At 40.5% G+C, this 23,159-nt stretch carries 24 protein-coding genes, 4 tRNA genes and 1 pseudogene; 16 read left to right on the forward strand and 13 right to left on the reverse strand.

Features of this window, described 5'->3' with window-relative positions; genetic code table 11:
* Positions 1–125 precede the first annotated feature (125 nt).
* The 4 genes and pseudogenes from AC5YCI_RS10740 to AC5YCI_RS10755 all read left to right on the forward strand — a co-directional run.
* A pseudogene (locus tag AC5YCI_RS10740) lies at positions 126–942 on the forward strand (IS5 family transposase); the annotation flags it as partial.
* A gap of 116 nt (positions 943–1,058) precedes the next feature.
* The gene (locus tag AC5YCI_RS10745) at positions 1,059–1,943 is read left to right on the forward strand and encodes a pirin family protein (protein ID WP_496130865.1); all 885 of its coding nucleotides are present in this window, start codon (positions 1,059–1,061) and stop codon (positions 1,941–1,943) included.
* A 395-nt stretch (positions 1,944–2,338) separates the two neighbouring features.
* The gene (locus AC5YCI_RS10750) at positions 2,339–3,637 is read left to right on the forward strand and encodes an FAD-dependent oxidoreductase (RefSeq protein WP_496130864.1); all 1,299 of its coding nucleotides are present in this window, start codon (positions 2,339–2,341) and stop codon (positions 3,635–3,637) included.
* Between the two features lie 3 nt (positions 3,638–3,640).
* Entirely contained in the window at positions 3,641–4,447 is an 807-nt protein-coding gene (locus AC5YCI_RS10755; protein ID WP_496130863.1) for a class I SAM-dependent methyltransferase, read from the forward strand.
* A gap of 49 nt (positions 4,448–4,496) precedes the next feature.
* Here AC5YCI_RS10755 and AC5YCI_RS10760 read toward each other — a convergent pair.
* Positions 4,497–4,572: transfer RNA gene (locus tag AC5YCI_RS10760), tRNA-Thr, on the reverse strand.
* 126 nt (positions 4,573–4,698) lie between these two features.
* The gene (locus AC5YCI_RS10765; RefSeq protein WP_496130862.1) at positions 4,699–4,932 is read right to left on the reverse strand and encodes a hypothetical protein; all 234 of its coding nucleotides are present in this window, start codon (positions 4,930–4,932) and stop codon (positions 4,699–4,701) included.
* Positions 4,933–5,167: 235 nt separating this feature from the next.
* Between AC5YCI_RS10765 and AC5YCI_RS10770 the strand changes: the two genes are divergently transcribed.
* On the forward strand, positions 5,168–6,115 hold the full coding sequence (locus AC5YCI_RS10770; RefSeq protein WP_496175514.1) for an HNH endonuclease: 948 nt from the start codon (positions 5,168–5,170) through the stop codon (positions 6,113–6,115).
* A 43-nt stretch (positions 6,116–6,158) separates the two neighbouring features.
* Here the strand turns inward: AC5YCI_RS10770 and AC5YCI_RS10775 are convergent.
* Positions 6,159–6,249, reverse strand: a tRNA-Ser gene (locus AC5YCI_RS10775).
* 120 nt (positions 6,250–6,369) lie between these two features.
* On the opposite strand from AC5YCI_RS10775, the gene AC5YCI_RS10780 reads away from it, so the two are divergent.
* From AC5YCI_RS10780 to AC5YCI_RS10795, 4 genes are all read left to right on the forward strand, one after another.
* Complete coding sequence (locus AC5YCI_RS10780) at positions 6,370–8,250, forward strand: potassium transporter Kup (protein ID WP_496129998.1); 1,881 nt, start codon at positions 6,370–6,372, stop codon at positions 8,248–8,250.
* 99 nt (positions 8,251–8,349) lie between these two features.
* Positions 8,350–9,321 carry a hypothetical protein gene (locus AC5YCI_RS10785; protein WP_496175515.1) on the forward strand — a complete coding sequence of 324 codons (972 nt, stop codon included), beginning with the start codon at positions 8,350–8,352 and terminating at the stop codon, positions 9,319–9,321.
* A gap of 61 nt (positions 9,322–9,382) precedes the next feature.
* Positions 9,383–10,450 (forward strand): DNA/RNA non-specific endonuclease, encoded by a 1,068-nt coding sequence (locus AC5YCI_RS10790; RefSeq protein WP_496175516.1) that lies wholly within the window; start codon positions 9,383–9,385, stop codon positions 10,448–10,450.
* Positions 10,451–10,501: 51 nt separating this feature from the next.
* A complete protein-coding gene (locus tag AC5YCI_RS10795) occupies positions 10,502–10,747 on the forward strand; it encodes a hypothetical protein (protein ID WP_496129995.1) in 246 nt (81 codons plus the stop codon).
* A 36-nt stretch (positions 10,748–10,783) separates the two neighbouring features.
* On the opposite strand, the gene aqpZ is transcribed toward AC5YCI_RS10795, so the two are convergent.
* The gene (gene aqpZ / locus AC5YCI_RS10800; protein WP_496129994.1) at positions 10,784–11,473 is read right to left on the reverse strand and encodes an aquaporin Z; all 690 of its coding nucleotides are present in this window, start codon (positions 11,471–11,473) and stop codon (positions 10,784–10,786) included.
* Positions 11,474–11,633: 160 nt separating this feature from the next.
* Positions 11,634–12,392: an imidazole glycerol phosphate synthase subunit HisF gene (gene hisF, locus AC5YCI_RS10805; RefSeq protein WP_496129993.1), complete on the reverse strand. Its 759-nt coding sequence runs from the start codon at positions 12,390–12,392 to the stop codon at positions 11,634–11,636.
* Between the two features lie 113 nt (positions 12,393–12,505).
* Here hisF and AC5YCI_RS10810 point away from each other — a divergent pair, with 113 nt between their 5' ends.
* The 3 genes from AC5YCI_RS10810 to AC5YCI_RS10820 are packed head-to-tail and all read left to right on the forward strand — an operon-like array spanning position 12,506 to position 14,496.
* Positions 12,506–13,456, forward strand: coding sequence for a homoserine kinase (locus AC5YCI_RS10810; protein WP_496129992.1), 951 nt, complete (start codon positions 12,506–12,508; stop codon positions 13,454–13,456).
* Positions 13,457–13,474: 18 nt separating this feature from the next.
* Positions 13,475–14,089 carry a DUF1294 domain-containing protein gene (locus AC5YCI_RS10815; protein ID WP_496129991.1) on the forward strand — a complete coding sequence of 205 codons (615 nt, stop codon included), beginning with the start codon at positions 13,475–13,477 and terminating at the stop codon, positions 14,087–14,089.
* Positions 14,090–14,109: 20 nt separating this feature from the next.
* Positions 14,110–14,496: a DUF4870 family protein gene (locus AC5YCI_RS10820; RefSeq protein WP_496129990.1), complete on the forward strand. Its 387-nt coding sequence runs from the start codon at positions 14,110–14,112 to the stop codon at positions 14,494–14,496.
* A gap of 28 nt (positions 14,497–14,524) precedes the next feature.
* Here the strand turns inward: AC5YCI_RS10820 and AC5YCI_RS10825 are convergent, their stop codons facing one another.
* The 7 genes from AC5YCI_RS10825 to hisB all read right to left on the reverse strand — a co-directional run bounded on the left by AC5YCI_RS10825 (position 14,525) and on the right by hisB (position 19,833).
* Positions 14,525–15,436, reverse strand: a complete 912-nt coding sequence (locus AC5YCI_RS10825; protein ID WP_496175517.1) for a DMT family transporter — start codon at positions 15,434–15,436, stop codon at positions 14,525–14,527.
* 80 nt (positions 15,437–15,516) lie between these two features.
* Complete coding sequence (hisA, locus tag AC5YCI_RS10830) at positions 15,517–16,239, reverse strand: 1-(5-phosphoribosyl)-5-[(5-phosphoribosylamino)methylideneamino]imidazole-4-carboxamide isomerase (RefSeq protein ID WP_496129988.1); 723 nt, start codon at positions 16,237–16,239, stop codon at positions 15,517–15,519.
* 104 nt (positions 16,240–16,343) lie between these two features.
* Complete coding sequence (locus AC5YCI_RS10835) at positions 16,344–16,694, reverse strand: hypothetical protein (protein WP_496129987.1); 351 nt, start codon at positions 16,692–16,694, stop codon at positions 16,344–16,346.
* A gap of 216 nt (positions 16,695–16,910) precedes the next feature.
* Positions 16,911–17,669, reverse strand: a complete 759-nt coding sequence (locus AC5YCI_RS10840) for a hypothetical protein (protein ID WP_496129986.1) — start codon at positions 17,667–17,669, stop codon at positions 16,911–16,913.
* Between the two features lie 352 nt (positions 17,670–18,021).
* Entirely contained in the window at positions 18,022–18,498 is a 477-nt protein-coding gene (locus AC5YCI_RS10845; RefSeq protein WP_496129985.1) for a DUF805 domain-containing protein, read from the reverse strand.
* 124 nt (positions 18,499–18,622) lie between these two features.
* Positions 18,623–19,240: an imidazole glycerol phosphate synthase subunit HisH gene (hisH, locus tag AC5YCI_RS10850; RefSeq protein WP_496129984.1), complete on the reverse strand. Its 618-nt coding sequence runs from the start codon at positions 19,238–19,240 to the stop codon at positions 18,623–18,625.
* Positions 19,240–19,833 carry an imidazoleglycerol-phosphate dehydratase HisB gene (hisB, locus tag AC5YCI_RS10855; protein ID WP_122900149.1) on the reverse strand — a complete coding sequence of 198 codons (594 nt, stop codon included), beginning with the start codon at positions 19,831–19,833 and terminating at the stop codon, positions 19,240–19,242. The genes hisH and hisB overlap by 1 nt, the downstream gene beginning before the upstream one ends.
* 70 nt (positions 19,834–19,903) lie before the next feature.
* On the opposite strand from hisB, the gene AC5YCI_RS10860 reads away from it, so the two are divergent.
* From AC5YCI_RS10860 to AC5YCI_RS10875, 4 genes are all read left to right on the forward strand, one after another.
* Positions 19,904–20,281 carry a GNAT family N-acetyltransferase gene (locus AC5YCI_RS10860; RefSeq protein WP_496129983.1) on the forward strand — a complete coding sequence of 126 codons (378 nt, stop codon included), beginning with the start codon at positions 19,904–19,906 and terminating at the stop codon, positions 20,279–20,281.
* Positions 20,282–20,384: 103 nt separating this feature from the next.
* A tRNA-Phe gene (locus tag AC5YCI_RS10865) sits at positions 20,385–20,460 on the forward strand.
* Positions 20,461–20,590: 130 nt separating this feature from the next.
* Positions 20,591–20,666 (forward strand) — tRNA-Phe (locus AC5YCI_RS10870).
* 98 nt (positions 20,667–20,764) lie between these two features.
* Positions 20,765–21,505, forward strand: coding sequence for a class I SAM-dependent methyltransferase (locus AC5YCI_RS10875; protein ID WP_496175518.1), 741 nt, complete (start codon positions 20,765–20,767; stop codon positions 21,503–21,505).
* A gap of 36 nt (positions 21,506–21,541) precedes the next feature.
* On the opposite strand, the gene scpC is transcribed toward AC5YCI_RS10875, so the two are convergent.
* Entirely contained in the window at positions 21,542–23,047 is a 1,506-nt protein-coding gene (gene scpC / locus AC5YCI_RS10880; RefSeq protein WP_496129981.1) for a succinyl-CoA:acetate CoA-transferase ScpC, read from the reverse strand.
* Positions 23,048–23,159 lie beyond the last annotated feature (112 nt).

The following is a 23,159-nucleotide window of genomic DNA, read 5'->3' on the forward strand; positions in this document are numbered from 1 at the left end:
CGATTTATGCTTTGACTCTTTATAAAACTGCATGGCTTTTTCGCGTAGATCGACAGAATATGTTTTTGGCATGATCTTAAAGATTAGAGTTTTTTCTATTGTAGCTCATCTTAAGTTTTTAGCTATATCAGAAATTAAACCGTTTTTCAGATTCTGAATTCAAACGCTTAGTTGGCGTACCTCGACGAGTTTTTACTGAAATGGTAGAGGTTCTAGAAAAAGCAGAATCACTCAAAAAGAAATCAGGTCGACCTCATACTTTAGATATAGAGGATCAGTTGTTATTAACTCTCAATTACTTACGCAACTACAGCACTCAACTGGAATTAGCGGCAAATTACCATATCGCTGAAAGTAATGTGAATCGAACCATTAAAAAGGTTGAAGATGCATTGATGAAATCAAGACGTTTTACCCTGCCAAAACGAAGCATAACCACAGCAGAAGAACACTTTAACTGGGTCATTATTGATGCGACAGAATGTTCAATCGAACGCCCGAAAAAAAAATCAGAGTAAGTTCTACAGTGGTAAAAAGAAGAAACATACGCTAAAGGCCCAAGTGATCTATCATCCGAAGAGTAAACAAATCATAGGGCTAGATATATCGAATGGCGGTCAGCATGACATTAAACTGGCAAGAGAAACGGTTAAGAAATTTAAGCATTGTGAATATGTTGTGACCGATTTAGGGTACTACGGATTAGAGCAACATGGCTTTAAATTATTGATGCCCATAAAGAAAAAGAAGAATTTCCCGTTATTTAGTGTTGAGAAAAAGTACAATAAACTGATTGGAAAAATACGAGTTGTGATCGAACACATCAATAGTCAATTGAAAACATTTAGAATATTAAGTGAACGCTATCGAAATAGACGGAAAAGATTCGGTTTACGCATTAACTTAATTGCTGCACTGGTAAACCGAATAAACTTGCAATAACCACTTTCGCAAGAGGTCTATTGTATTAAAAATATGACAGTGCTTCCTAACAAGTGCTCTAGTGCAGCTTGAAGTACAGGCTTAAGATAAGTGCATCAATAGATTGGGAGTAGGGCATGAAAAAAGTCATCGGGGTATATCGTAATCAACAGACCCATTGGGTAGGTGATGGCTTTTTGGTCAAAAGCCTGTTTTCCTATGATCGTTTAGGTCAAGCGATTAGCCCATTTTTATTACTGGATTATGCTGCACCGCATAGCTTTATTCCAACCCAAAAACAGCGTGGTGTAGGTTCACATCCGCATCGTGGTTTTGAAACGGTCACTTTGGCTTATCAAGGTGAAGTCAGTCATCAAGACTCCAGTGGCGGTGGCGGGACGATTCATGCAGGTGATGTACAATGGATGACCGCGGGTGCAGGTGTGATGCATGAAGAATTTCATAGTCCTGAATTTGCCAAGCAAGGTGGTATCTTTGAAATGGTACAGCTTTGGATTAATTTACCTGCTAAGGACAAAATGACCCCAGCACAGTATCAAGCCTTGAAAGCTGAGCAGATTCCAGTGATTCAGTTTGCCAATCAAACTGGGCATTTACGTATTATTGCAGGGCACTATGCACAGCAACATGGCCCAGCCAGTACCTTTAGCCCAGTGAATGTATGGGATGGTGCGTTGAAACAAGATGCGAGTTACACCTTAAACGTACCGCCTGAACAGACCACGCTCTTGTTATTACTTTCAGGTGAATTGCTGATTAATCAGACTCAGCACGTACAAGACAGTTCAGTGGTGATGTTTGCCCGTGATGCAGATACGAAGATTGAATTGATTGCCAATAGCGATGCGCGTTTTGTGGTATTAACCGGTGAACCACTCCATGAACCGATTCAAGGATATGGGCCATTTGTGATGAATACTGAGCAAGAAATTATTCAAGCCTTTGCAGATTTTAATGCCGGTCAATTCGCGCAACTTAAAGTCGCTGAAAAAAGCAGTTAAGTTTTTGCCTGAAAAAAAGAATAGACCCCGCGGTAAAGCGGGGCCTATTGTTACGCTGTAAACGTGTAAAAAAATAACTATTATTATTAAATTCTGTGAATTAGATCATCATTTTAACTACAGTGCATCATAACCACCTTTCATGGTTTTGTAAATTTTATTGTCTGATTTTACTGCCTTTTTACGCTGATTGTTTTTTATATATACACAAAGGCGCTGCTTTTTCAGCAAGCAACGGCGTACTGTAGAGGCTGAGATGACCTGTTAAAAATCATTTGAATGATGTCTTAGCCAGTCATTCACAAAAATATTGAATATGGCATTTTTTAATAGCCAGTTTTGCTAAAGCTTGGTTCATAATTTTGAAATGTGTTTTTTGACGGACGGATAATAATTTGGATATTGCAATTATTGGTAGTGGCATGGCTGGCCTGGCTACCGCAAGAATTCTTAAAGATGCAGGACATAACATAACAATTTTTGAAGCATTGCCTGGTCGCGGTATGGATAGCCATAGTACCGAATTTGAAGGTGGCTTAATTGATGCGCCTTTACGTGTGATGAATCCTTACTTATGGAAAAATACCTTAAGTCTGGCAACCTATTTAGGCATTAGCACTTTCCCAGTACGGACCTATATGGCATGTAGCTGGTTATTTGAAGATCGTACCGAAACATGGCTGACAACGACCCGTACTAAAATTGGTAATTTCCCCATTATTAACAACCGTAAAGGCATTCAGCAATACGGTTGGCGTTTAGTTAAAGGTATGTTGCAGTTAAAAACTGCTTTGGCACAGTTCTTTAAGTCAGACAACCAAGACATCACTTTAGCTGAATTTATTAATCAGCATGATATTGAAGAAGTGTTTTGGCACGGTGCAGTCATGCCAGTGCTATATACCATTTGTACCTGTAATCCAAAAACCATTGGGGATTGGCCAGCAAAACCATTATTGACTTTCTTACGTCAATTGACCGACGGCGATGCGTTACTGCGTATTCAAGGTGGTACACCTGCGCTTGTTAACAAGCTGATTGAAGGTGTGAACATTAAGAGCGGTTCACCAATTACTTATGTATCCGAGCAGGGCGAACAAGTGGTGGTGAAAAATGCCGATGGTGAGCTTGAATACTTTGACCGTGTGGTGGTGGCAACCCCAACCACAAAAATTGAAGATTTCTTAGACAATGAACAATTTAAAGATGACATTGAACTACTTAAGAAATTTAAATTTGAACAAGGCGATTTAGTCATTCATACCGATAACACGGTCATGCCACCTAAACGTAAAGATTGGGCAGTACTGAGTTATATGATGGATCGTAAATTTACCCGTCAACAATTTACTGTATGGCTCAATGCGGTAGAACCAAGTTTAGTGGGTAAAAATCCAGTATTCCAAACTTGGCGACCAGTCACAGACATTGATCCGAAGAAAATCATCTCGCGTGTGACCTTAACCCGTGCTGTGGTGGACTCGGACACAGTTGCGTTAAACAAGCAAATTCAAGCCCGTCATCGCGATACACAACGTAAAGTGTTCTATTGCGGTTCATGGTCATGCGATGGTTTACCAATTCTAGAATCTGCTGTGACTTCTGCAATGCATATTGCAGAAATCTTTGGTGCACCATTGCCGTTTGTGGGCTTAAAGCCTAAAGTTGAGGTTGCTCCACAACTCGGCTACTAAAGCATGTTCCAAGCTCTGCACGCACAACTGTTACAACATAAATATGCGATTAATAGCGCAATATTAGGTGATAAAAATGCGTTAGCTTGGAGTAATTTAGGCCTTTGGCAAGCAGGCGATAGCTATCGTACTGCTTGTCAGGCTTTGGCCGTAGATTTAGCCCAATCAATCGATTTAAATTCAAATGACATTCTACTCGATTTAGCCTGTGGACAAGGTGCAAGCCTAAATCTTTGGCATTATTATTATAAAATTCAATATATTAGCGCAGTGGAGCTACAAGCTCAGCATGTGCAGCAGATTAAAATCCATACCCCATTTTTGAATTCAATTCTCTTTGATTCATTTTTAAATTTAAACTCAAATAGTTTTAGCCAGAAATTTAGCGCAGTGCTATGTATAGATGCGGCTTATCACGTCAATTTAAATTCATTTTTAAACTCAGTCACTCAAGTCATGCAACCCAAAGCGCGTCTTGCTTTTCATACTTTAATGCTAAGTGATGATTTTTTTAAGTTAACCGCGTGGCAACAACGCAAATATGCGTATTTACTTAAAAGCGCAGATGTAAATTTAAAAGATTTAATGACTCAAAATAAACTTCACAGCACCATCATGCGGCATCATTTTCAGCAGGTACAAATTCGTGATTTAAGCACACAGGTATTAGCTGGTTTTGCTAAATTTGTGGCACAAGAAGATCTAGTTTTGACTGGTTTAGATGGTTTTAAAATTAAGATGACCGCTAAGCTATGCCAAAAATTATGGCAAGACGGTTTAGTGCGCTATGTGGCAGTGGCAGCTTTTTAAAGCCTTAGAAACAACAAAGCCTCACTAAAAAGCGAGGCTGAGTATAAGATGGTGCCGGCACACGGATTCGAACTGTGGACCTACTGATTACAAGTCAGTTGCTCTACCAACTGAGCTATGCCGGCATCTTGGAATCGCATTATAGAGAGTTTTTAAAACTGTGCAAGCCAAAAAATAAACAACTAAATCAAATTAATAAAAAAAATCAGCTTAAAGGTTATTTAAGCTGATTTTTGTTGATGTTTTAGCCATTAAAAAGACTTTTTACGCAAGATTTGGTCTAGATCGTGGGCACATTCTTCGAGGGTTAACGCCATGTCAATTTGCATTTGTGGTTTAAGTTCATTGGCCAGTTTTCTCCATTGTTCGATGAGGCGTAGTGCTTTTTGTACTTTATGTTTATTTACGTCTTTGGCAATGGTTGGGGTATAGCCGCCACGTTTGGCATTTTTTATTTGTTTTGCATAGTTTGTGCTGGTGTTCATTGCAGCTCCTATAACATTTGTTTTTGTATGCTGGGTTAACCCAAATAAATTGTGGTTTAGGATTGTTGCAGTGAGATGAATTTATAGACCTTTTTTCTCCTTAAAACTTTGGTGTTTTTTAATCTTTATTATGCAGAGTTTGTGCCAAAAAAATGAATTGAAATTCTATATATGTAATTAGATTTTCTGTAGATTGTAATAACAGACTTTTGAATAATTATAGGGTTAGCTAAGAATGAAATTTTGGTGGGTAAATCAGAATAAGACATTTAAACAAGAAATATTAGGGGGCTATTTATGGTGTCCTACAAAAACTAAAGCACAAAGGACGAATCGCTATTATGAATATATTAAAGATTTATCTCCAGGTGATATTGTATTTTCCTTTGTCAAAACAAGGATTCATGCAGTAGGCGTAGTGCAAGATTACTATTACGAAAGTAAACAACCTCAAGAATTTGGAGAAACTGGTGAGCTTTGGGAACAAGACGGTTGGTGTATTCCAGTCAAATTTTTTGAAATTCAAAAAGAAAAGCGTATTCGCTTGAAGGATCATATCAACTCTTTAAGATCTTATCTCAATGTGGAAGATGCCCCCTTACATGCTGATAATGGTAATGGAAAAGAATTCTATCTTACAAAAGTAAGTAAAGAACTTGCTGAGCAGATTGAAAAGTTAATTCAAATCAACTTACTTGAAGTTCGTGTAAACTTTATTGATAGCGATCCCTTCCTTGATATGCTTGAAAGAACTGAAGAAGAAAAAATTCAAAATTCAAGTTTGGATGAGACGACAAAAAGAGCATTGGTTGACTCACGACGTGGTCAAGGAAAATTCAAAAGAAATGTTGCAGAGGTTTTATCTCAATGTGTGATTACTGGCTTAAAAGATAAAAATTTCTTAATTGCGAGTCATATCAAACCTTGGGTAAAGAGTAATAATATAGAGCGATTAGATGGTAATAATGGTTTATTGTTAGCACCACATATCGATCAGTTATTTGACAGAGGTTATATCTCTTTTAATAAAGAGGGATATCTTATTTTAAATCCGAAACTACCACAGCAAGTGATCGAAGCCTACGAATTAGAAAAATGTCAAAAGCATTATATTTTTAATCATAAACAGCATGAATATTTGCAATATCACCGTGAAGTCATCTTCGAAAAAAGAATGAAGTAATAAAAAAATCCCCAAACCTTTTGATTTGGGGATTTTAGAATTTTGGCGGTGAGAGAGGGATTCGAACCCTCGATACGCTATAAACGTATACACACTTTCCAGGCGTGCTCCTTCAGCCACTCGGACACCTCACCATGCGCGGTGGATAATAACCAAAAAGCAGCACGCTGCCAAGTAATAACAATTGATTTAGAGAAAAACTTTAGCGGCAGTGCTATGATTCGCAAAAATAGTCTGCAAAACGAAGACATAATATGCAAACTACTGCAAAAAAAGCCGCGTTGCCAGTCATTACCTTGGCTGCACTTGGCGTAGTATTCGGGGATATTGGAACTAGTCCACTCTATGCACTCAGACAATGTTTCCAAACCGCACACTTAGCCATTACTGAGGCCAGCGTTCTTGGGATTTTATCGCTGATTTTTTGGTGCATGATGCTCACCATTAGCTTTAAGTACATCACCATTATTATGCGTGCCGATAACAATGGCGAAGGCGGAATTATGTCGCTGTTGGCACTGATTCTACGTGCCACCAAAATCGGTGAAAAAAAGCGACTCTATATTATTGCATTAGGTTTTATAGGTGCATCGCTATTTTTTGGTGATGGCATTATTACCCCAGCCATCTCTGTGTTATCTGCGATTGAAGGTTTAAGCATTGCTACACCAATGTTTAACAACTGGCTCGAACCCTTAGCAATTGGGATTTTGGCAGGACTGTTTTTTGTGCAGCGCCATGGCACAGCCACCATGGGTAAATTCTTTGGGCCACTGACTTTATTGTGGTTTGGTTCAATTGGTGCGGCAGGCTTATGGAGTATTATCCAAACCCCACAAGTGCTACACATGATCAATCCGTATTGGGCCTATCATTTTGTTGCAGATCAGCCTTATTTAGCCTTTTTGACCATGGGGGCTGTAATTCTGACCATGACGGGTGGTGAAGCGATCTATGCTGATATGGGGCATTTTGGTCGCTTACCGATTCGCTTGGCGTGGTTTATTGTGGTATTGCCATGTTTACTTTTGAACTATGCAGGGCAAGGCGCGCTGTTATTACGTGATGCCAGCGCCATTGCTAATCCATTTTATATGCTGGTGCCAGAATGGGCACTGTATCCAATGATTGGCCTAGCTACTGCTGCCGCGGTGATTGCCTCACAGGCGGTGATTACTGGCGTGTTTTCTATGACCAATCAGGCAATTCAACTGCGCTATCTACCGCGTCTTACCGTGCACCATACCTCTGATGTTGAGCAAGGGCAGATTTATTTACCATTTATTAACTGGGTGTTGTTTATCTCAGTCGTGATTTTAATTTTACTGTTTGAAAATAGTGCCAATTTAGCCAGTGCCTATGGTGTCGCTGTTACCATGACCATGCTGTGCGGTACCATTTTAATTAGTGTTTTAGCCTATAGTTATTGGAAATGGCCACTGTGGAAAGTCATTATATTTGCCACGCCATTTTTGTTGCTTGACTTTATATTTGTGGCCTCTACCTCAGTCAAGATTATCTCAGGCGGTTGGGTGCCGATCTTAATTGGCGCGGTGGCTTATACCTTACTTATTACATGGAAAGATGGCCGTGAGATTGTGCTAAAACGCCTTTCTAGCGATGCATTACCGATGTCTTTATTTATTAAAAGTATTGGCTATAGCAATGAAACTCAATTTGTACCTGGCACAGCGGTGTTTTTAACGGGTACACCTGATTTAGTGCCGCATGCCATGTTGCATAATATTAAGCATAATAAAGTGCTGCATGATATGAATATTATGGTTACGGTCATCACTCGTGATATCCCTTATGTAGAGGATGAAGCCCGTTTTGAAACTGAGCAAATGACCGAGCGTTTTTATCGGGTCACTTTGTACTATGGTTTTAAAGATCAGCCCAATATTCCAAATGCCTTAGAACAAGCTTTGGCGACAGTGGGAATTGAATATGACCTGATGCAAATCAGTTTCTTTATCTCACGTGACCGTTTAATTCATAGTGTAGGTGATGGTTTAGCCCCATGGCGAGAAAAGCTGTTTATTTCTATGCAGCGTAATACCAGTCCAGTGAGTGATTTTTATAAAATCCCACCTAACCGCGTGGTCGAGCTGGGTAGTCAAATTGAGATTTAAGCGCTGCTGTCACTTAAAAAATCAGTGTTTCGGCACTGATTTTTTTCACGTGACTTGTTAAGCTAGCTGTCGCTGTAATTCACTCTGACGATTCTTGCTGTGCCTGCACCTCCGCGTTCTCAATATTTTTGGCTTAAAATTATTCTGGCTGTGATTGCCAGTTTAAGTTTTGCTATTGTGATGTTTGAAGATCGCTTCAGCACATGGTGGCAACAACGCAATTTGTGTCAAAGTAGTAGCTATGTGCAACAAACGCCATTTTTTTACCGTGATGAGATCTACACCGAAAGTTATCGTGTTTGCGCAAAACATCTAAGCTTGCTGTACTCAGGCATTACAAAAACACCGTTATGGGTGAGTCAATATTTTGCCGCCACAGCAGCAGTGCCTGAAGTAGTGTTAAAGCCCAATATTGCGGCCAATCATGTAGCGCACTTATCGGCTGTCCAACATCAAGAACAGCATTATCAAAGTTTACTGGCCTTGCCAGAGCAGGATCAGCATCTAGAAACGCTGCTCCGTGTCCCTTTTGCCTCAGAACAGCACGCCCAACAATGGCAGGCGATTGACCAAAGCTTAAAGTACTTAAGCCGTGCCTATCATCAAGATATTTATGTGATTACAGGCACAGATTATAACGCGGCACATCTAACCCAAATTGCTGGTCAGATTTGGGCGCCTCAAGGGATTTATAAAGCGGTTTATATTCCTGAAACAGGGGTGATGGGGGCTTATTATTTGGCGCAACAGCCCAATAGCCAAATTGAATATTTAAGTATTTGTGCTTTAGAGCAAAAATTACAGATGCAGCTGTTTCCGAGTTTAAGCAGCGAACAAAAACGCGATGTTTATCAGTTGCCTTTAACCGCAAAATCTGACTTTGATTGGCAATATGCTTATTGGGATAGCAAAAGTCAGTGTGAAGTAAGCAACTTAAAAAAAGCCGCGCAACAAGCAGCTGGGCCGCGTATTTTTGTGGCAACGCCGTGGCTACAACGCATAGAAACTGCGCTATTGACTTACTTATTTGAAGTCTTACATTGGCTGGTGGCCAAGCTCTCAACAATCTAGCTTTTAAGCCATGCTCAGCCTATACTGCTTGCTCTTTTCTGATCTGAAATTGATGTTTAACATGAAAAAGTTGATTCCTCTTTCTGGTATTTTGTTTTTAGCTGTAGCTGGCACTACGGCTACATCAAGTGCTTTAGCTGCAAATAGCCAACCTAAAGCCTGTTTAGATCAGTTTTATCAAAATACTGCGCCTGAATTACAACGCGAAAGTTTAAAAAAAGACACCACAGCACTGTGTTTAAATGGTTTTAATGCCATGCACTCAGGCGTTTCAAAGACCTCATTTTGGGTGGCTGAATATTTAACACCTGAACGTTTAAGTGTAAAAATTAAACGTGAAGATAGTTTCCATGAAGAAGACTTAGTACAAGGGGTGCGTGCCACTTTAAAAGATTATCGTGGTTCAGGTTATGACCGTGGTCATATGGCACCTAATGCCGATATGCCAACCAAAGTCGCGCAACACGACAGTTTTTCTTTGGCCAATATGGTGCCGCAAACGCCACAAAATAACCAACAAGTATGGCGTGAGCTGGAAGAGGGCGTGCGTGCACTTGTCACTAAACAAAAACAAGATGTCTATGTAATTACTGGCCCTGAATATTCAGGTAAAAATATTAAGCGTTTGGGTAATGGTTTATTGGTGCCTACTGCAACCTATAAAGCCATTTATGCCCCTCAAACTGGAGTAATTGGCGCTTATTATGTGAGTAATGATATGAATGTGGCTAAGCCACAAGTTGAGCTGATGAGTATCTGTGCTTTAGAGCAAAAAATTGGGATTAACTTATTTCCAAAACTTAGCGATGCAGAGAAACGCAAAGTCTATAACTTACCTTTAACGGCATCTGCGGTAAAAAATAATCAAACGATTGGTTTAAAAAGCACAGATCAAAAGGCTAAGTGTGCCGAGCCAGTGACCACGCAGCAAATCAATGCCACTAAAAAGCTGTTTAAGCCAAGTGCAAGTTATGAAGGCACCATGGCGGAGGTATTGGCAAAAAAGCCACAACAGGACGTGAGTACACCTGAGCCACAAGCCAAAGCTCAAGAGAATCAGACAGAAAGTTCAGGCATTTTAAAAATTATCTTGGAGATTGTGCAATTTATCGTGCAGTTACTTAAATAAATGAGTAAGGTAGAATAAATTTCGCCAATAACCAACAATAAGAGCTGCGTTATGTTTAAAGCATTTCATCAAGGTACAGAGTCAGATGCCATTTATGATTTGACCTTAGAAAACGATGTTGATCGGGTCAGTATTTATGGCAATTTACAGATTCATAAAGATCAACAAGGTTTAGCTGCAGCAAAAAAACTGCAAGCTTTACTCAATGATATTGTGACACAACTCGAAGCCGAAGCTGACTTACCCGAGAAACTGAACCGCCCAGACAGCGACGAAGTCGAGAATCCATTTTTATAAAAAAAGCCCAGTTTAACTGGGCTTTTTTAATGGTCGTTAAAGTTGAGCTGGCTTACCCACTACCTTATAAATGACTGCACCTATTACTGCACCAATCATTGGCGCTACCCAGAACAACCACAGTTGACTTAAAGCTGCAGTTTCAGCAAAAAAGGCCACGCCTGTACTACGTGCAGGATTCACTGAGGTATTGGTGACAGGAATAGAAATTAAATGAATTAATGTTAAGGCCAACCCTATGGCAATTGGGGCAAAGCCTGCTGGGGCACGTTTATCGGTTGAGCCTAAAATCACAATTAAGAAAATTGCGGTGAGTACAATTTCAATTAGTAATGCAGATAGCATTGAATATTTGCCGGGTGATAATTCAGCAAAGCCATTACTGGCAAAGCCACCTGCACTAAAACCTGCTTGCCCTGAGGCAATCACAAACAAAATCCAAGCGGCAAAGACCGCACCTAGTACCTGCGCAATCATATAAGGCGCCAGCTCTTTAGCTTCAAAGCGCCCACCCATCCATAAACCAATAGAAACGGCTGGATTAAAATGTCCACCCGAAATATGCCCTAAGGCATAAGCACCCGTGAGGACAGTTAAACCAAAGGCCAGCGATACACCGACAAAGCCAATACCAAGTTCAGGAAAAGCTGCGGCCAGTACAGCACTGCCACAACCGCCAAAGACTAACCAAAAAGTACCAATAAATTCAGCAAGATATTTATTCATGCCTTAACTCCATAGTGATTTTTTATTGTAGGTATCTTGTTGTTATTCTTGTAATCTAAAACGCAAAACATGCAAGTGCAAAATAAAACAGATTAATGGTCAACATATTTTTTAAATATAAAAAAAGAGCACCTGAAGTGCTCCTTTTTTTAAGTCTTACTTAGAGGCGCATTTCAATGCCTTGCGCAGCTAAATATTGTTTTGCTTCTGGAATGGTATGTTGACCAAAGTGGAAAATCGAAGCCGCCAACACGGCATCGGCACCGCCTTGGATAATTCCATCGGCTAAATGTTGTAGGTTACCTACACCACCTGATGCGATGGTAGGAATGCTAACGCGGTTGTTAATTTCACGCATTAAGGCAAGGTCATAGCCGGCTTTGGTACCGTCGGCATCCATTGAGGTAACGAGCAGTTCACCTGCACCAAAATCAGCCATTTTTACAGCCCATTCAATGGCATCAATCCCCGTTTCTTTACGACCGCCGTGGGTAAAGATCTCCCATTTGTTGTCGCCGGTTTTTTTGGCATCAATAGCTACCACAATACATTGTGCGCCGAAACGCTGTGATGCTTCTTGCACAAATTCAGGATTATAAATGGCTGCTGAGTTAATGCTGACTTTATCGGCACCTGCATTGAGCAGTAAACGGATATCTTCAACTTTACGCACACCACCGCCAACAGTCAGCGGCACAAATACGCTTTCGGCCATACGTTCAACAGTACGATAGGTCGTATCGCGTCCATTTGAGGTAGCTGTAATGTCAAGGAAGGTAATTTCATCAGCACCTTGTTCGTTATAACGACGTGCTACTTCTACAGGATCGCCTGCATCACGGATGTCTAGGAACTGTACACCCTTCACAACACGACCGTTATCTACGTCTAGGCAGGGAATAATACGTTTAGCAAGCATAATTTTTTCCAATAATTACAGCCAATTATAAAACTAACCCGCCTAAGAGCTACACCTTGGCAGATTGACACGCTATTCTAGCAAACTTGAGTAAAATTTATCGCAGGTTTTGTATGTCGGTCTATACCACTTTGACTTTAAAGGAAGTTCAGGATTTTGCAGCGCCGTATGGCTTAGAGGTGGTCGACCTGATTCCCATTCAAGGCGGTATTCAAAATACCAATTATTTTTTAGTCTGCCAGGATGGCAATCAGTTTGTGTTAACACTGTTTGAAGAACTAGATGCACAAGCCGCTGGGGAGCTTGTGCCTGTGCTTGAGCATTTGGGTCAGCATGGGGTGGCTGTACCTGTACCATTAAATGTCAATGGCGCGGCAATTTTAAGCTTAAAAGACAAGCCAGCCCAAATCGCACCGCGTATGCGAGGTGAGCATCCAATGCCATCAACGCTTGGTCAAGTACGTGAAATTGCCATTGCTCAGGCTAAAATGCATGTAGCCTTAGCGGGTTTTCCACTACAACGCTCAGAAGTGCGTGATCACGCCTATTGGATGAACGTAGCACAAGAACTTAAACCGACTTTAAGTCAGCCTGATCAAGTGCTATTAAATGAACTGTTAGGCTTGTTTGATGCCTTAACTGCGTTGTATCCAAACCGTCCTAAGGGTTTGATTCATTCAGATTTGTTCCGTGATAACACTTTATTTACTGGCGACCAATTGGCTGGCATCTTAGACTTTTATGAGATGAACCAAGATGAATTGTTGCTGGATATTGCCATTACCTTAAATGATTTCTGTACTGAATATCCCGACGTTCATTTAAATGAAGAAAAAGCGGTGGCTTACCTCACTGCTTATGAAACAGTACGTAAACTCACTGATGATGAACGTGCTTGTTTAGAGGTTTACTTAGCAATGGCAGCAGGGCGTTTCTGGATGATGCGTTTACGTGTAGCAGCTAAAAATGCCGAAATGGGCTTAACAGGCGCTGATATTCTGCAAAAAAATCCAGATGAAATGCGCAAGATGCTGATTGATCGCTTAAAATTTGTGACTGCATAATATTAATTTGGGGTAACAATGCGCGATCAAGGGCGATTAGTCGAATGGTTTGATGACAAAGGCTATGGTTTTATCCAACCGACCGACAGTGACAAAGATCGCGTATTTTTACACATTAAAGATTTTGCGAGGCCCGGCCCACGTCCAATCGTGGGCTGTGCTTTAGAATATGTGCCACTCATTGATGGCAAAGGGCGTATACGTGCTCAACAAGTCACTTATTTAAAAGCTGCTCAAGTGAAAAAAAGCACGGCTAAAGTGACTCAAAAGCCACACGCCAAGCAGCATCCATTGAATTTACTGAGTATCATTTATATCGTGCTGCTTGCAGGATTGGTAATTTTTGGCTTACTGCCAAGCTTATTTCTGTTGATCATCAGTCTGATCAATGTTCTGAGTTATTGGTTATATGTTCAAGATAAACAAGCCGCGCAAGCAGATGAACGCCGCGTAGCAGAAAATACCTTACACCTTGTTGCATTTTTAGGTGGCTGGCCTGCGGCACATTTAGCCCAGCAAAAACTACGTCATAAAACACAAAAACAACCCTTTAGACATATTTATTTTGCCATGATTGGCTTAAATATAGCCTTGATGATTTTATTAGTCTCGCCATTTAATCCATTCTTATAATGCATCATTGAGGTCTGACGATGAGCTATTCTATAGATAAAGATCCTAACCGCACTTTAACCTTTATTTTATATGTGTTGTATATCGTGGCAATTTTTAGCGCAGGGATTTTAGCGCTGGTTGCGTTATTAATTAACTACTTAAAACTAGATGCAGTCAAAGGCTCAATTTTTGAAAGCCATTTTCGCTTTCAAATTCGCACCTTTTGGTGGTATTTAATTTGGACGGTATTGGCTTTTGTACCGTTTATCTTCGTATTTTTTACGGGTCAAGATCCTGCGCTTTTTGCTGGAGTGACTTTAGGGGCGAGTGCTTTTTGTATTGCCGTATTGGTCTTATCATGGTTATGGATCGTGTATCGTGCCATTAAAGGTATCATGCGTTTAAATGATAATTTAGCCATTTAAAAAATCCCCTCATGTTGAGGGGATTTTCTTAGCTTTGGCTATGTTGTCTGTTTTGTAAGAATTTAGGTCGCCATTCATTCGCAATCACGCCAAACACCACTAAGATGCCACCTAATAAAGCAAGCGCAGGCAAGCGCTCACCGGCAAGGCGTCCAAAAAGACTGGCCCAAATCGGCTCACCCGCATAAATAATCGCAGCTTGCGATGGCTCAACCATTTCTTGTGCCCAGTTCATCACCAATTGAATACAGGCGCTGGCAATCCCAAGTCCCACTAAGATCATCATTAAATGTGGATGAAAGTCGGCAAGCTGTGTTTCACCTACCATGGGTGCGAACATAAAACAGAACACTGAGGCAAAGATCAGTTGCAGCACTGTGACACGACGGGTATTTACTCTAGGTGCGAAATAACTAATAAAGATAATTTCCAGCGCAATAGCAATAGAGCCTAATAGGGTCAGGATTTGACCAAAACTCAGTTGGATTGCACCAAAGCCATTGCCTGTTAAAAACACCAATCCTAAGAAGGCCAAGCCTGCACCAAGCCAAGTCATCACATGTGGTTTTTTACGAAATAACAGCCATAATAAAATCGGTACAAGTGGTACATACAGCGCCGTTAAAAATGCCGACTCACTGCTACTAATGCTTTGTAAGCCAACCGTTTGTGTGCCATAGCCAAGGGTGATGGTCAAACCAATCACAGCGCCTGCAAAGAGTTCAAAAGCAGTCATGCCTTTGAGGTGTTTCCATGAAATGAGTGTGACTGCAATGGCAGCCGCCATAAAGCGCAATGCAACAAAAAGTACAGGACTGGAAAAACTCAGACCATATTTCACCACCACAAAGGTCGTGCCCCAAATGATGGTAATTAAAATGAGTGACAGTTGTGGAAGTTTAGCTTTCCACAGGGGAAGTTTAGTTGCTTGCATGGACATGGCAGAGAGATCAAAATTCAAAATACACAAAACAAAAAGAGGTCCGAAGACCTCTTTCAAAGCAAAATCAGTAATTTAGATTAAGCATCAAGTACAGCTTGTGCTTCGCGAAGGTTTAAAGTGCCTTCATAGATTGCACGACCTGTAATCGCACCTAAAATACCGTGCTGACCTTTTAAGCCGTGAACGTCATCAATATTGGTTACGCCACCAGAAGCAATCACAGGTAGACCTGAGTAAGTCGCAAGATTGACAGTTTGCTCAATGTTTACACCTTGCATCATACCGTCACGCGCGATGTCGGTGTAGACAATGCTAGATACACCTGCATCAGCAAAACGTTTTGCCAGCTCAGTCGCTTTTACATCAGTGACGTTGGCCCAACCATCGGTTGCCACCATACCGTTCATGGCATCAATACCAACAATGATGTGACCTGCAAATTGTTTGCATGCTTGTTCAACAAATGTAGGATCTTGAACCGCTTTGGTACCAATAATCACATAAGATACGCCTGCATCTAAGTAGTGTTCAATGGTTTCAAGTGAGCGAATACCGCCACCAATTTGAATAGGTAAATTTGGCTGTGCTTTAGCAATCGCTTCAACCACAGGTTTATGGATTGGCGTACCTGCGAAAGCACCATTTAAATCTACCAAATGTAAACGACGTGCGCCTTCGTTTACCCAGTGCTGTGCAGTGGCTACTGGGTCATCAGAAAATACGGTATCGTCTTCCATACGACCTTGTTTTAAACGTACGCATTTGCCGTCTTTAAGGTCAATTGCAGGAATGATTAGCATGCTTTCGCTCCTAGCCTAATCGTATTAAATAGAGTGTTTTGCATCTTAACAAACAAATCTGCAATCTCTAAATAAAAAACAGTAAAAAGCATGCTTTAAGTTTATCAGGAAGGGAATTTTTTATTGATCTCAAGCGCTGCAAGTAAATCAGGCACCTGACTAAAATCATCTAGCGCTGTATCGTAAACATGGAGTAAGTTTTCGGCGGCAATTAAATCTTGAGTCAACTCTTTGGCATCAGGCACAGGTAAATCTTCTGCATGGACTTCAGGTTCAGGCATTTGATGTGATGCTGCTACAGACAGCACTTTATGTAATGCGTGTTGTTCGGTTAGTTGATGACGAGGTCGTTTAATACGCACCACTTTGACTGCTTTCGGCTTTTGGCAGTGCATTTTTGCTTGATAGGGATTGCGCATTAATTGCTGATAAGCGCCCTGAAAAATGTGGAACATCACCGCTCCTTATTTATTTTTTTAATATTTTTTATTTTAAAGAATATTTTTATAAGATTCTGATTTAAAGATTTATTTTTAGGTTTTGTGGTAAACTTCAACTATTAATTTAAATAAGATAAAAGACTTAGTTGAAAAATAAAACTGTAAGAAAATTTGACTAAAAAAAAGCCTAGAAAAAATCTAGGCTTTTTACATTTAATTGAAATTCAACAATTAAACGAAAGGAAGGTTGATGTTTAAGTCTACATCACGTAATGCATCACCTAAACCATTCACAAGACCAACAGCGCCAGCGCCCACTTGCTGAACAACATCACCAAGCTCATTCACAACAGGTACTTCAACGTCTAAAGTTGGTGCTAAAGAGTTCAGTACATCGTCTACAGTATCTGCAACGTCATTCACAACGCCACCAACGGTGTCTAATGGATCAGTTAATAGATCTTTTACTAGTTCTAAAGGCTCAATCTCAGCAACATAATCACCTAAACTGTCTACATCGCCAACAACGTGGTCTAAAGTTTCTTCAACGCCTTCGAGAATTTTACCAATGATTGGTGCATCTTGAAGTTTACCTAATACAGGATCAATCACGTCAGTTGCTAAAGTATCAACTGTGTTAGCAGCATCTTTTACTGTTGCGCCAATAGTGTCTGTTACGCCATTTAAAAGTGTCGCTACGCCACCAACAACTGAACCCGCAGACAGTGCATCAGCAGTTGAATGTAAGGTATCGCTTAAGTTGCCCGTTAAGTTACCCACGAGGTTGTCAACAGTTTCAATTGTGCCACCTAGTAAAGGAGCATTTGATAAGCCATCAAGTACAGGATTAAGTACTTGGCTTACAGCTTCAACAACTGTATCAACGACATGCGCAACAACTGATACGATTTTGCCGAGAACGCTAGAAAAACCTTGAGAAATAGCTGTGAATACACCGCTAATACCTTTTAAACCACCAAAAAGAGCCATCTTTTATCTCCAAAGAACAACAATAAAGCTGAGCATAACTATGTTCTAGATTTAGCCAAAATAAGCAATAAAAAACCAAGTCATAAGGCTCAAGCTTGAAAAAAATAAGTAATGACAGCCCATATGGATGTGACTTGTCATAGGAAAAAATATCTAAATGCTTTACTTTTTGCAAAATATTAATTTTAAACAGTAAGTTAAATAGAATATTTTTGACTAGTTATAGCACAAAAAAACTTAAGTTGAGTAAATTTGTCAGAATTTTTTAATCATTGATTAATATTTCTAATTGACCTTTTTAGTGGCAAAAAACAAACAGGAAAGGATGTGGTTAAAAGCCGGAAAAATAGGTTTAATTAGCGAATAAAATGAAATAAATGCTTAGTACAACTATTGCCACTACAGTGAGAGAGCTTAGATATTTTTCCCAATTTAATGTGTGGCGTATATCACCAAAGGCATTTGGCGTTTTTACACCCGGTTTAAATAATAAATAAGAGGCCAGTAACCAATTTGCAAAAGGGATGATGCATAACACTGCCCAGTAAGGATTAAGCGCACAGTCATGCAGGCGTCGTAGGGTAAAAATAATATGAAAATATACAGCACCTATTTGGGCAATCAGCAATAGCAATAAGGCAATGATGCTGCTTGCATCAAATAACAAAGTGGCATGCTCAAATAAATGTGGGGCGATTAGCCATGCAGTAGCTATCATCAGCAGCAAAGCCAATGCTAATAACACATGCCAAGCAAAGTAAGACACGCGACCAAAACGGCCATGCAGAGATAAGCCTTCATAGGCCGGGTCAGGAGAAGACAAATACATGATGCTGTCCCTTTGTTATTGTTATGGAATTACCATAATTTAAAAATTCAGTTGCTCCTAGCTTGCTTTTGTAAATAAAAAAGCCCAACCGAAGTTGAGCTTTTGTATGCTATGTAGTTAGCCCTTAGATGTTCCAATCCACAAAGTTTTTGAGCAACTGTAAGCCAGCGGTATGGCTTTTCTCTGGATGGAATTGCGTTGCAAATAGATTTTCTTTATGCAGTGCCGTACAGAAATCTAAACCATAATTACAGGTTGCTGCCACAATGCTTGGATCTTGCGGTTCTACATAAAAACTATGCACAAAGTAGAAACGTGCATTTTGTTCAATATTATTCCACATTGGATGGTTCGGGTCTGCCTGATGGACTTGGTTCCAGCCCATATGTGGCACTTTGAGACCGTCCAGATCAGGAAAGCGTTTAACTTGACCTTGGAAAATACCCAATGCATCAGCACCGCCATTTTCTTCAGAGCGTTGCATTAAAGCTTGCATACCCACGCAAATAGCGAGTACAGGTTTATTAAACACAGCATGACGTACCACTTCGTCAATGCCTGCATCTTGCATGCCTTGCATACAATCACGCATTGCACCTACACCTGGGAAGACAATTTTATCGGCTTGGGCAATGAGTTTTGGATCATTGGTCACATCAACCGTTGCACCAACGTGCTCAAGCGCTTTAGCGGCTGAGTGTAGGTTGCCCATACCGTAGTCAAGTAATGCAATACGAGCCATTACAATGTTCCTTTGGTTGAAGCAACAGTATTTGCCGCGCGTGGGTCAACTTCGCATGCCATACGTAATGCGCGTGCAAAGGCTTTAAAGACACTTTCAATTTGGTGATGGCTGTTTTTACCACGCAAGTTGTCAATATGTAGCGTCATTAACGAATGATTGACAAAGCCTTGGAAAAATTCAGAGAATAAATCCACATCAAAGCTACCAATTCGCGCACGGGTAAATGGAATATCCATAAATAAACCCGGACGACCAGATAAATCTACCACTACACGGCTGAGTGACTCATCGAGTGGGGCATAGAAATGACCATAGCGTTTGAGGCCTTTTTTATCGCCTAGGGCTTGTGCAAAGGCTTGACCTAAAGTAATACCGCAATCTTCTACAGTATGGTGGTCATCAATCTCTAAATCGCCATCACAATGAATGTCGATATCAAATAAACCATGACGCTTGATTTGGTCGATCATATGATCTAAAAAAGGAACACCGGTATTGAGAGTGCCTTGACCTGTACCATCAAGATTCACACGAACACGGATTTTAGTTTCGTTAGTGTTTCTTACCACTTCACTGATACGCTCTGTCATAGACACATTCCTCAAAACGTTAAAAATTTAAGCGAAGCGCAAATACTAGATTGCTTAGGAGGGTTTAGCAATGCCTATTACCGTACATGCTCATACGTCTTTAGAAAATAATGACTTTCGTAGTCAACTTGAGCGCTTATACGACTTAAGCCCAGAGTTTTCTGATGGGCAGGATGCGTTAAACCAACTTGAGCATAGCCTCGCTCAAGATACTTTACTGTATACCGCAGAATTTAACACGAAATTGATTGGCGCAATTTGGTGCCGTCAGCAACAAGATGACTGTATTTTAGAATATGTGGTGGTACATCCTGCCAATCGTGGTCGTGGTGTCGCTGAGCGTTTAGTCATTGAAGTGTGTCGTATGCAAGAACAGCAGGGCAGTAAGAGCTTTATACCCGGTTGTGGTGCCATTCATCGCTGTCTAACTAAGCTCGATAAGTTATAAAAGGCCAATTTTTGTGGATTTTGCTGTAAAAATAAACACTTGAATTGAAAATGTAGACTTAAGGCTTGACGCTGGAGTTTGAAAACGCTTTAATACGTGCATCGGCGTGATAGCTCAGTAGGTAGAGCAACGGATTGAAAATCCGTGTGTCCCCAGTTCGATCCTGGGTCTCGCCACCATATTCGAAAAATCCCCAAACTTAAGTTTGGGGATTTTTTTTGCTTAAAATTGTTTATGAAATAAATATTTAATAATTTTTAAAGAAATGTGTTGACTAATATCTCAAGATAGGGCTTAATACACCGCATCGGCGTGATAGCTCAGTAGGTAGAGCAACGGATTGAAAATCCGTGTGTCCCCAGTTCGATCCTGGGTCTCGCCACCATATTCGAAAAATCCCCAAACTTAAGTTTGGGGATTTTTTTATGCTTAAATTTTTTTTACGTATAATGATTAAAAATAACAACAATGAGAAATAACAAGATGAAGGATTTATTTTCTGAACATAGTGAATGTTATCAAAAAGCTCGACCAAGTTATTCAGAGGAAATCATAGGACAAATACTGTTATCAGTACCAGAGCGTGATATGGCTTGGGACGTTGGTGCCGGCTCAGGCCAATTTAGTCAACGCTTAGCGCCGCATTTTAACCATGTCTTGGCAACTGATATTAGCGAAAATCAGCTTATGCATGCGCCAAAGCTCAGTAATGTGCGTTACAAGGTCAATAAAGCTCAGCATAGTGACTTAATGGCACATGTGGTAGATCTGGTTACTGTTGCGCAAGCAGTGCATTGGTTTGATTTTGAGCGTTTTTATAAAGAAGTTAAACGTGTGCTTAAACCAGAAGGGGTAGTGGCCATTATTGGGTATGGCTTAATTGAAATTCATGATGCGCATTTAAATAGCAAAGTACAGCACTTATATCACAATATTTTAAAGGGCTATTGGGATGCTGAACGACGTTATATTGATGAAGGCTATCAAACGATTCCTTTTCCATTTGAAGAAATTGTTACACCACCATTAGAGCTGAATTATGTTTGGACAGCACAGCAGCTGTTTGAATATTTAACCACTTGGTCGGCAGTGCAACATTATGAAAGGCAAACTGGGCATTCGGCCTTAACTGAAATTGCTGATGACTTAAAACAACATCGTGATTTGTCTATTAGTGTGACTTTTCCGGTTTTACTACGTTTAGGACGACTTAAACAGGATTAAAAAAACGCCCAAATGGGCGTTTTTTTAAGCAAAAGCTTAAGCTTCTTCAGTCACCAGCATCGTGCCAGTTTCTTCGAAGTTTGAATGCCAAGAAAGCGCTTCAGTAAGGATGTGTGGTGTTTGGCCACCTTTAGCACATGCACGATCGAAGTAATCGTTCAGTGCATCTTTATAAGATGGGTGTACACAGTTATCAATAATCGCACGCGCACGCTCACGTGGCGCTAAACCACGAAGATCAGCTAAACCTTGCTCTGTCACCAATACGTCAACGTCGTGGCATGCATGGTCGATGTGAGACGCAAATGGCACCACAGACGAGATTGCACCGCCTTTCGCGATCGACTTGGTTACGAAAATTGCAAGGTGTGCATTACGCGCGAAGTCACCTGAACCACCAATACCGTTCATCATTTTGGTGCCACAAACGTGCGTTGAGTTCACGTTACCGTAAATATCAAACTCAAGTGCAGTGTTAATGCCGATGATACCTAAACGACGTACGATTTCAGGGTGGTTTGAAATTTCTTGTGGACGAAGAACTAACTTATCTTTATATGCTTCGATGTTGTTAAATACTTTCTCACCAAATTTTTCAGATAAAGTAATTGAAGAGCCAGACGCGAACTTCATTTTACCTGCATCAATTAATTCGAAAGTACAGTCTTGTAATACTTCTGAATACATCACAAGATCTTCAAAGTTAGAATCTTTTAGACCTGTCAGTACAGCATTGGCAATTGAACCAATACCCGCTTGTAATGGACCTAAGTTTGACGGTAAGCGCTTTGCAGCAACTTCACGCTCAAAGAACGCGATTAAGTGGTCTGCAATACCTTGAGTTTCATCATCTGGTTCAGTTACAGTTGATGGAGAGTCGTGTAATTCGCTGTTAAATACGATACCCACGATTTTCGCTGGATCAACTTGAATTGCAGTTGTACCAATACGCTCATCAGATACAGTTAATGGAATTGGGCCACGTGTTGGACGCATCTCTGGGATATAGATGTCATGTAAGCCTTCAAATGCTGGGCTTAAATTGGTGTTGATTTCCACAATCACTTGCTCAGCAAATTGTACGAAGCTTGCAGAGTTACCGACAGAAGTCGTTGGAATGATGCCACCATCTTCAGTAATCGCAACAGCTTCAATCACCGCAATGTCATTTTTCTTTAATTGACCGTTGCGCATTTGCTCAACAGTTTCAGATAAATGCTGGTCGATAAACATCACTTCGCCTTTGTTGATGGCTTTACGTAATGTGTTATCCACTTGGAATGGAAGACGACGTGCTAGTACACCCACTTCAGTTAATTTTTTGTCAAGGTCGTTACCTAAACTTGCACCCGTAATTAGTGTAATTTTTAATGGGTTAGTTTTGGCACGTTCTACTAAAGCTAAAGGTACAGCTTTTGCTTCGCCTGCGCGAGTAAAGCCACTCATACCTACAGTCATACCATCTTTGATGAATTCAGCAGCTTGAGCAGCGCTGATGACTTTGTCATGAAGTGAAGCTAAACGAATGCGATCTAAAGACATGGTTTACTCTCGTTAAAATTTAAAGCTGATACGGATTGTACCGATCAGAAAAGCCATTGTGCATAGCTGTTAGGCTAAGGTCTAATTTTTTCAAAAAATGTGGGTATAAATT

The organism is Acinetobacter sp. CY17 (genome assembly GCF_059515825.1).

What these genes read in the sequence shown, in the direction of transcription:
- AC5YCI_RS10845 (WP_496129985.1), bottom strand. Translation starts at nt 18,498, where the DNA reads ATGTATTTGTCTTCTCCTGACCCGGCCTATGAAGGCTTATCTCTGCAT.
- AC5YCI_RS10815 (WP_496129991.1), top strand. Translation starts at nt 13,475, where the DNA reads ATGCGCGATCAAGGGCGATTAGTCGAATGGTTTGATGACAAAGGCTAT.
- AC5YCI_RS10765 (WP_496130862.1), bottom strand. Translation starts at nt 4,932, where the DNA reads ATGAACACCAGCACAAACTATGCAAAACAAATAAAAAATGCCAAACGT.
- AC5YCI_RS10755 (WP_496130863.1), top strand. Translation starts at nt 3,641, where the DNA reads ATGTTCCAAGCTCTGCACGCACAACTGTTACAACATAAATATGCGATT.
- AC5YCI_RS10790 (WP_496175516.1), top strand. Translation starts at nt 9,383, where the DNA reads ATGAAAAAGTTGATTCCTCTTTCTGGTATTTTGTTTTTAGCTGTAGCT.
- AC5YCI_RS10770 (WP_496175514.1), top strand. Translation starts at nt 5,168, where the DNA reads ATGAAATTTTGGTGGGTAAATCAGAATAAGACATTTAAACAAGAAATA.
- AC5YCI_RS10810 (WP_496129992.1), top strand. Translation starts at nt 12,506, where the DNA reads ATGTCGGTCTATACCACTTTGACTTTAAAGGAAGTTCAGGATTTTGCA.
- AC5YCI_RS10860 (WP_496129983.1), top strand. Translation starts at nt 19,904, where the DNA reads ATGCCTATTACCGTACATGCTCATACGTCTTTAGAAAATAATGACTTT.
- AC5YCI_RS10835 (WP_496129987.1), bottom strand. Translation starts at nt 16,694, where the DNA reads ATGTTCCACATTTTTCAGGGCGCTTATCAGCAATTAATGCGCAATCCC.
- AC5YCI_RS10825 (WP_496175517.1), bottom strand. Translation starts at nt 15,436, where the DNA reads ATGTCCATGCAAGCAACTAAACTTCCCCTGTGGAAAGCTAAACTTCCA.
- hisF (WP_496129993.1), bottom strand. Translation starts at nt 12,392, where the DNA reads ATGCTTGCTAAACGTATTATTCCCTGCCTAGACGTAGATAACGGTCGT.
- AC5YCI_RS10780 (WP_496129998.1), top strand. Translation starts at nt 6,370, where the DNA reads ATGCAAACTACTGCAAAAAAAGCCGCGTTGCCAGTCATTACCTTGGCT.
- AC5YCI_RS10820 (WP_496129990.1), top strand. Translation starts at nt 14,110, where the DNA reads ATGAGCTATTCTATAGATAAAGATCCTAACCGCACTTTAACCTTTATT.
- hisA (WP_496129988.1), bottom strand. Translation starts at nt 16,239, where the DNA reads ATGCTAATCATTCCTGCAATTGACCTTAAAGACGGCAAATGCGTACGT.
- AC5YCI_RS10795 (WP_496129995.1), top strand. Translation starts at nt 10,502, where the DNA reads ATGTTTAAAGCATTTCATCAAGGTACAGAGTCAGATGCCATTTATGAT.
- scpC (WP_496129981.1), bottom strand. Translation starts at nt 23,047, where the DNA reads ATGTCTTTAGATCGCATTCGTTTAGCTTCACTTCATGACAAAGTCATC.
- hisB (WP_122900149.1), bottom strand. Translation starts at nt 19,833, where the DNA reads ATGACAGAGCGTATCAGTGAAGTGGTAAGAAACACTAACGAAACTAAA.
- hisH (WP_496129984.1), bottom strand. Translation starts at nt 19,240, where the DNA reads ATGGCTCGTATTGCATTACTTGACTACGGTATGGGCAACCTACACTCA.
- AC5YCI_RS10840 (WP_496129986.1), bottom strand. Translation starts at nt 17,669, where the DNA reads ATGGCTCTTTTTGGTGGTTTAAAAGGTATTAGCGGTGTATTCACAGCT.
- AC5YCI_RS10745 (WP_496130865.1), top strand. Translation starts at nt 1,059, where the DNA reads ATGAAAAAAGTCATCGGGGTATATCGTAATCAACAGACCCATTGGGTA.
- aqpZ (WP_496129994.1), bottom strand. Translation starts at nt 11,473, where the DNA reads ATGAATAAATATCTTGCTGAATTTATTGGTACTTTTTGGTTAGTCTTT.
- AC5YCI_RS10875 (WP_496175518.1), top strand. Translation starts at nt 20,765, where the DNA reads ATGAAGGATTTATTTTCTGAACATAGTGAATGTTATCAAAAAGCTCGA.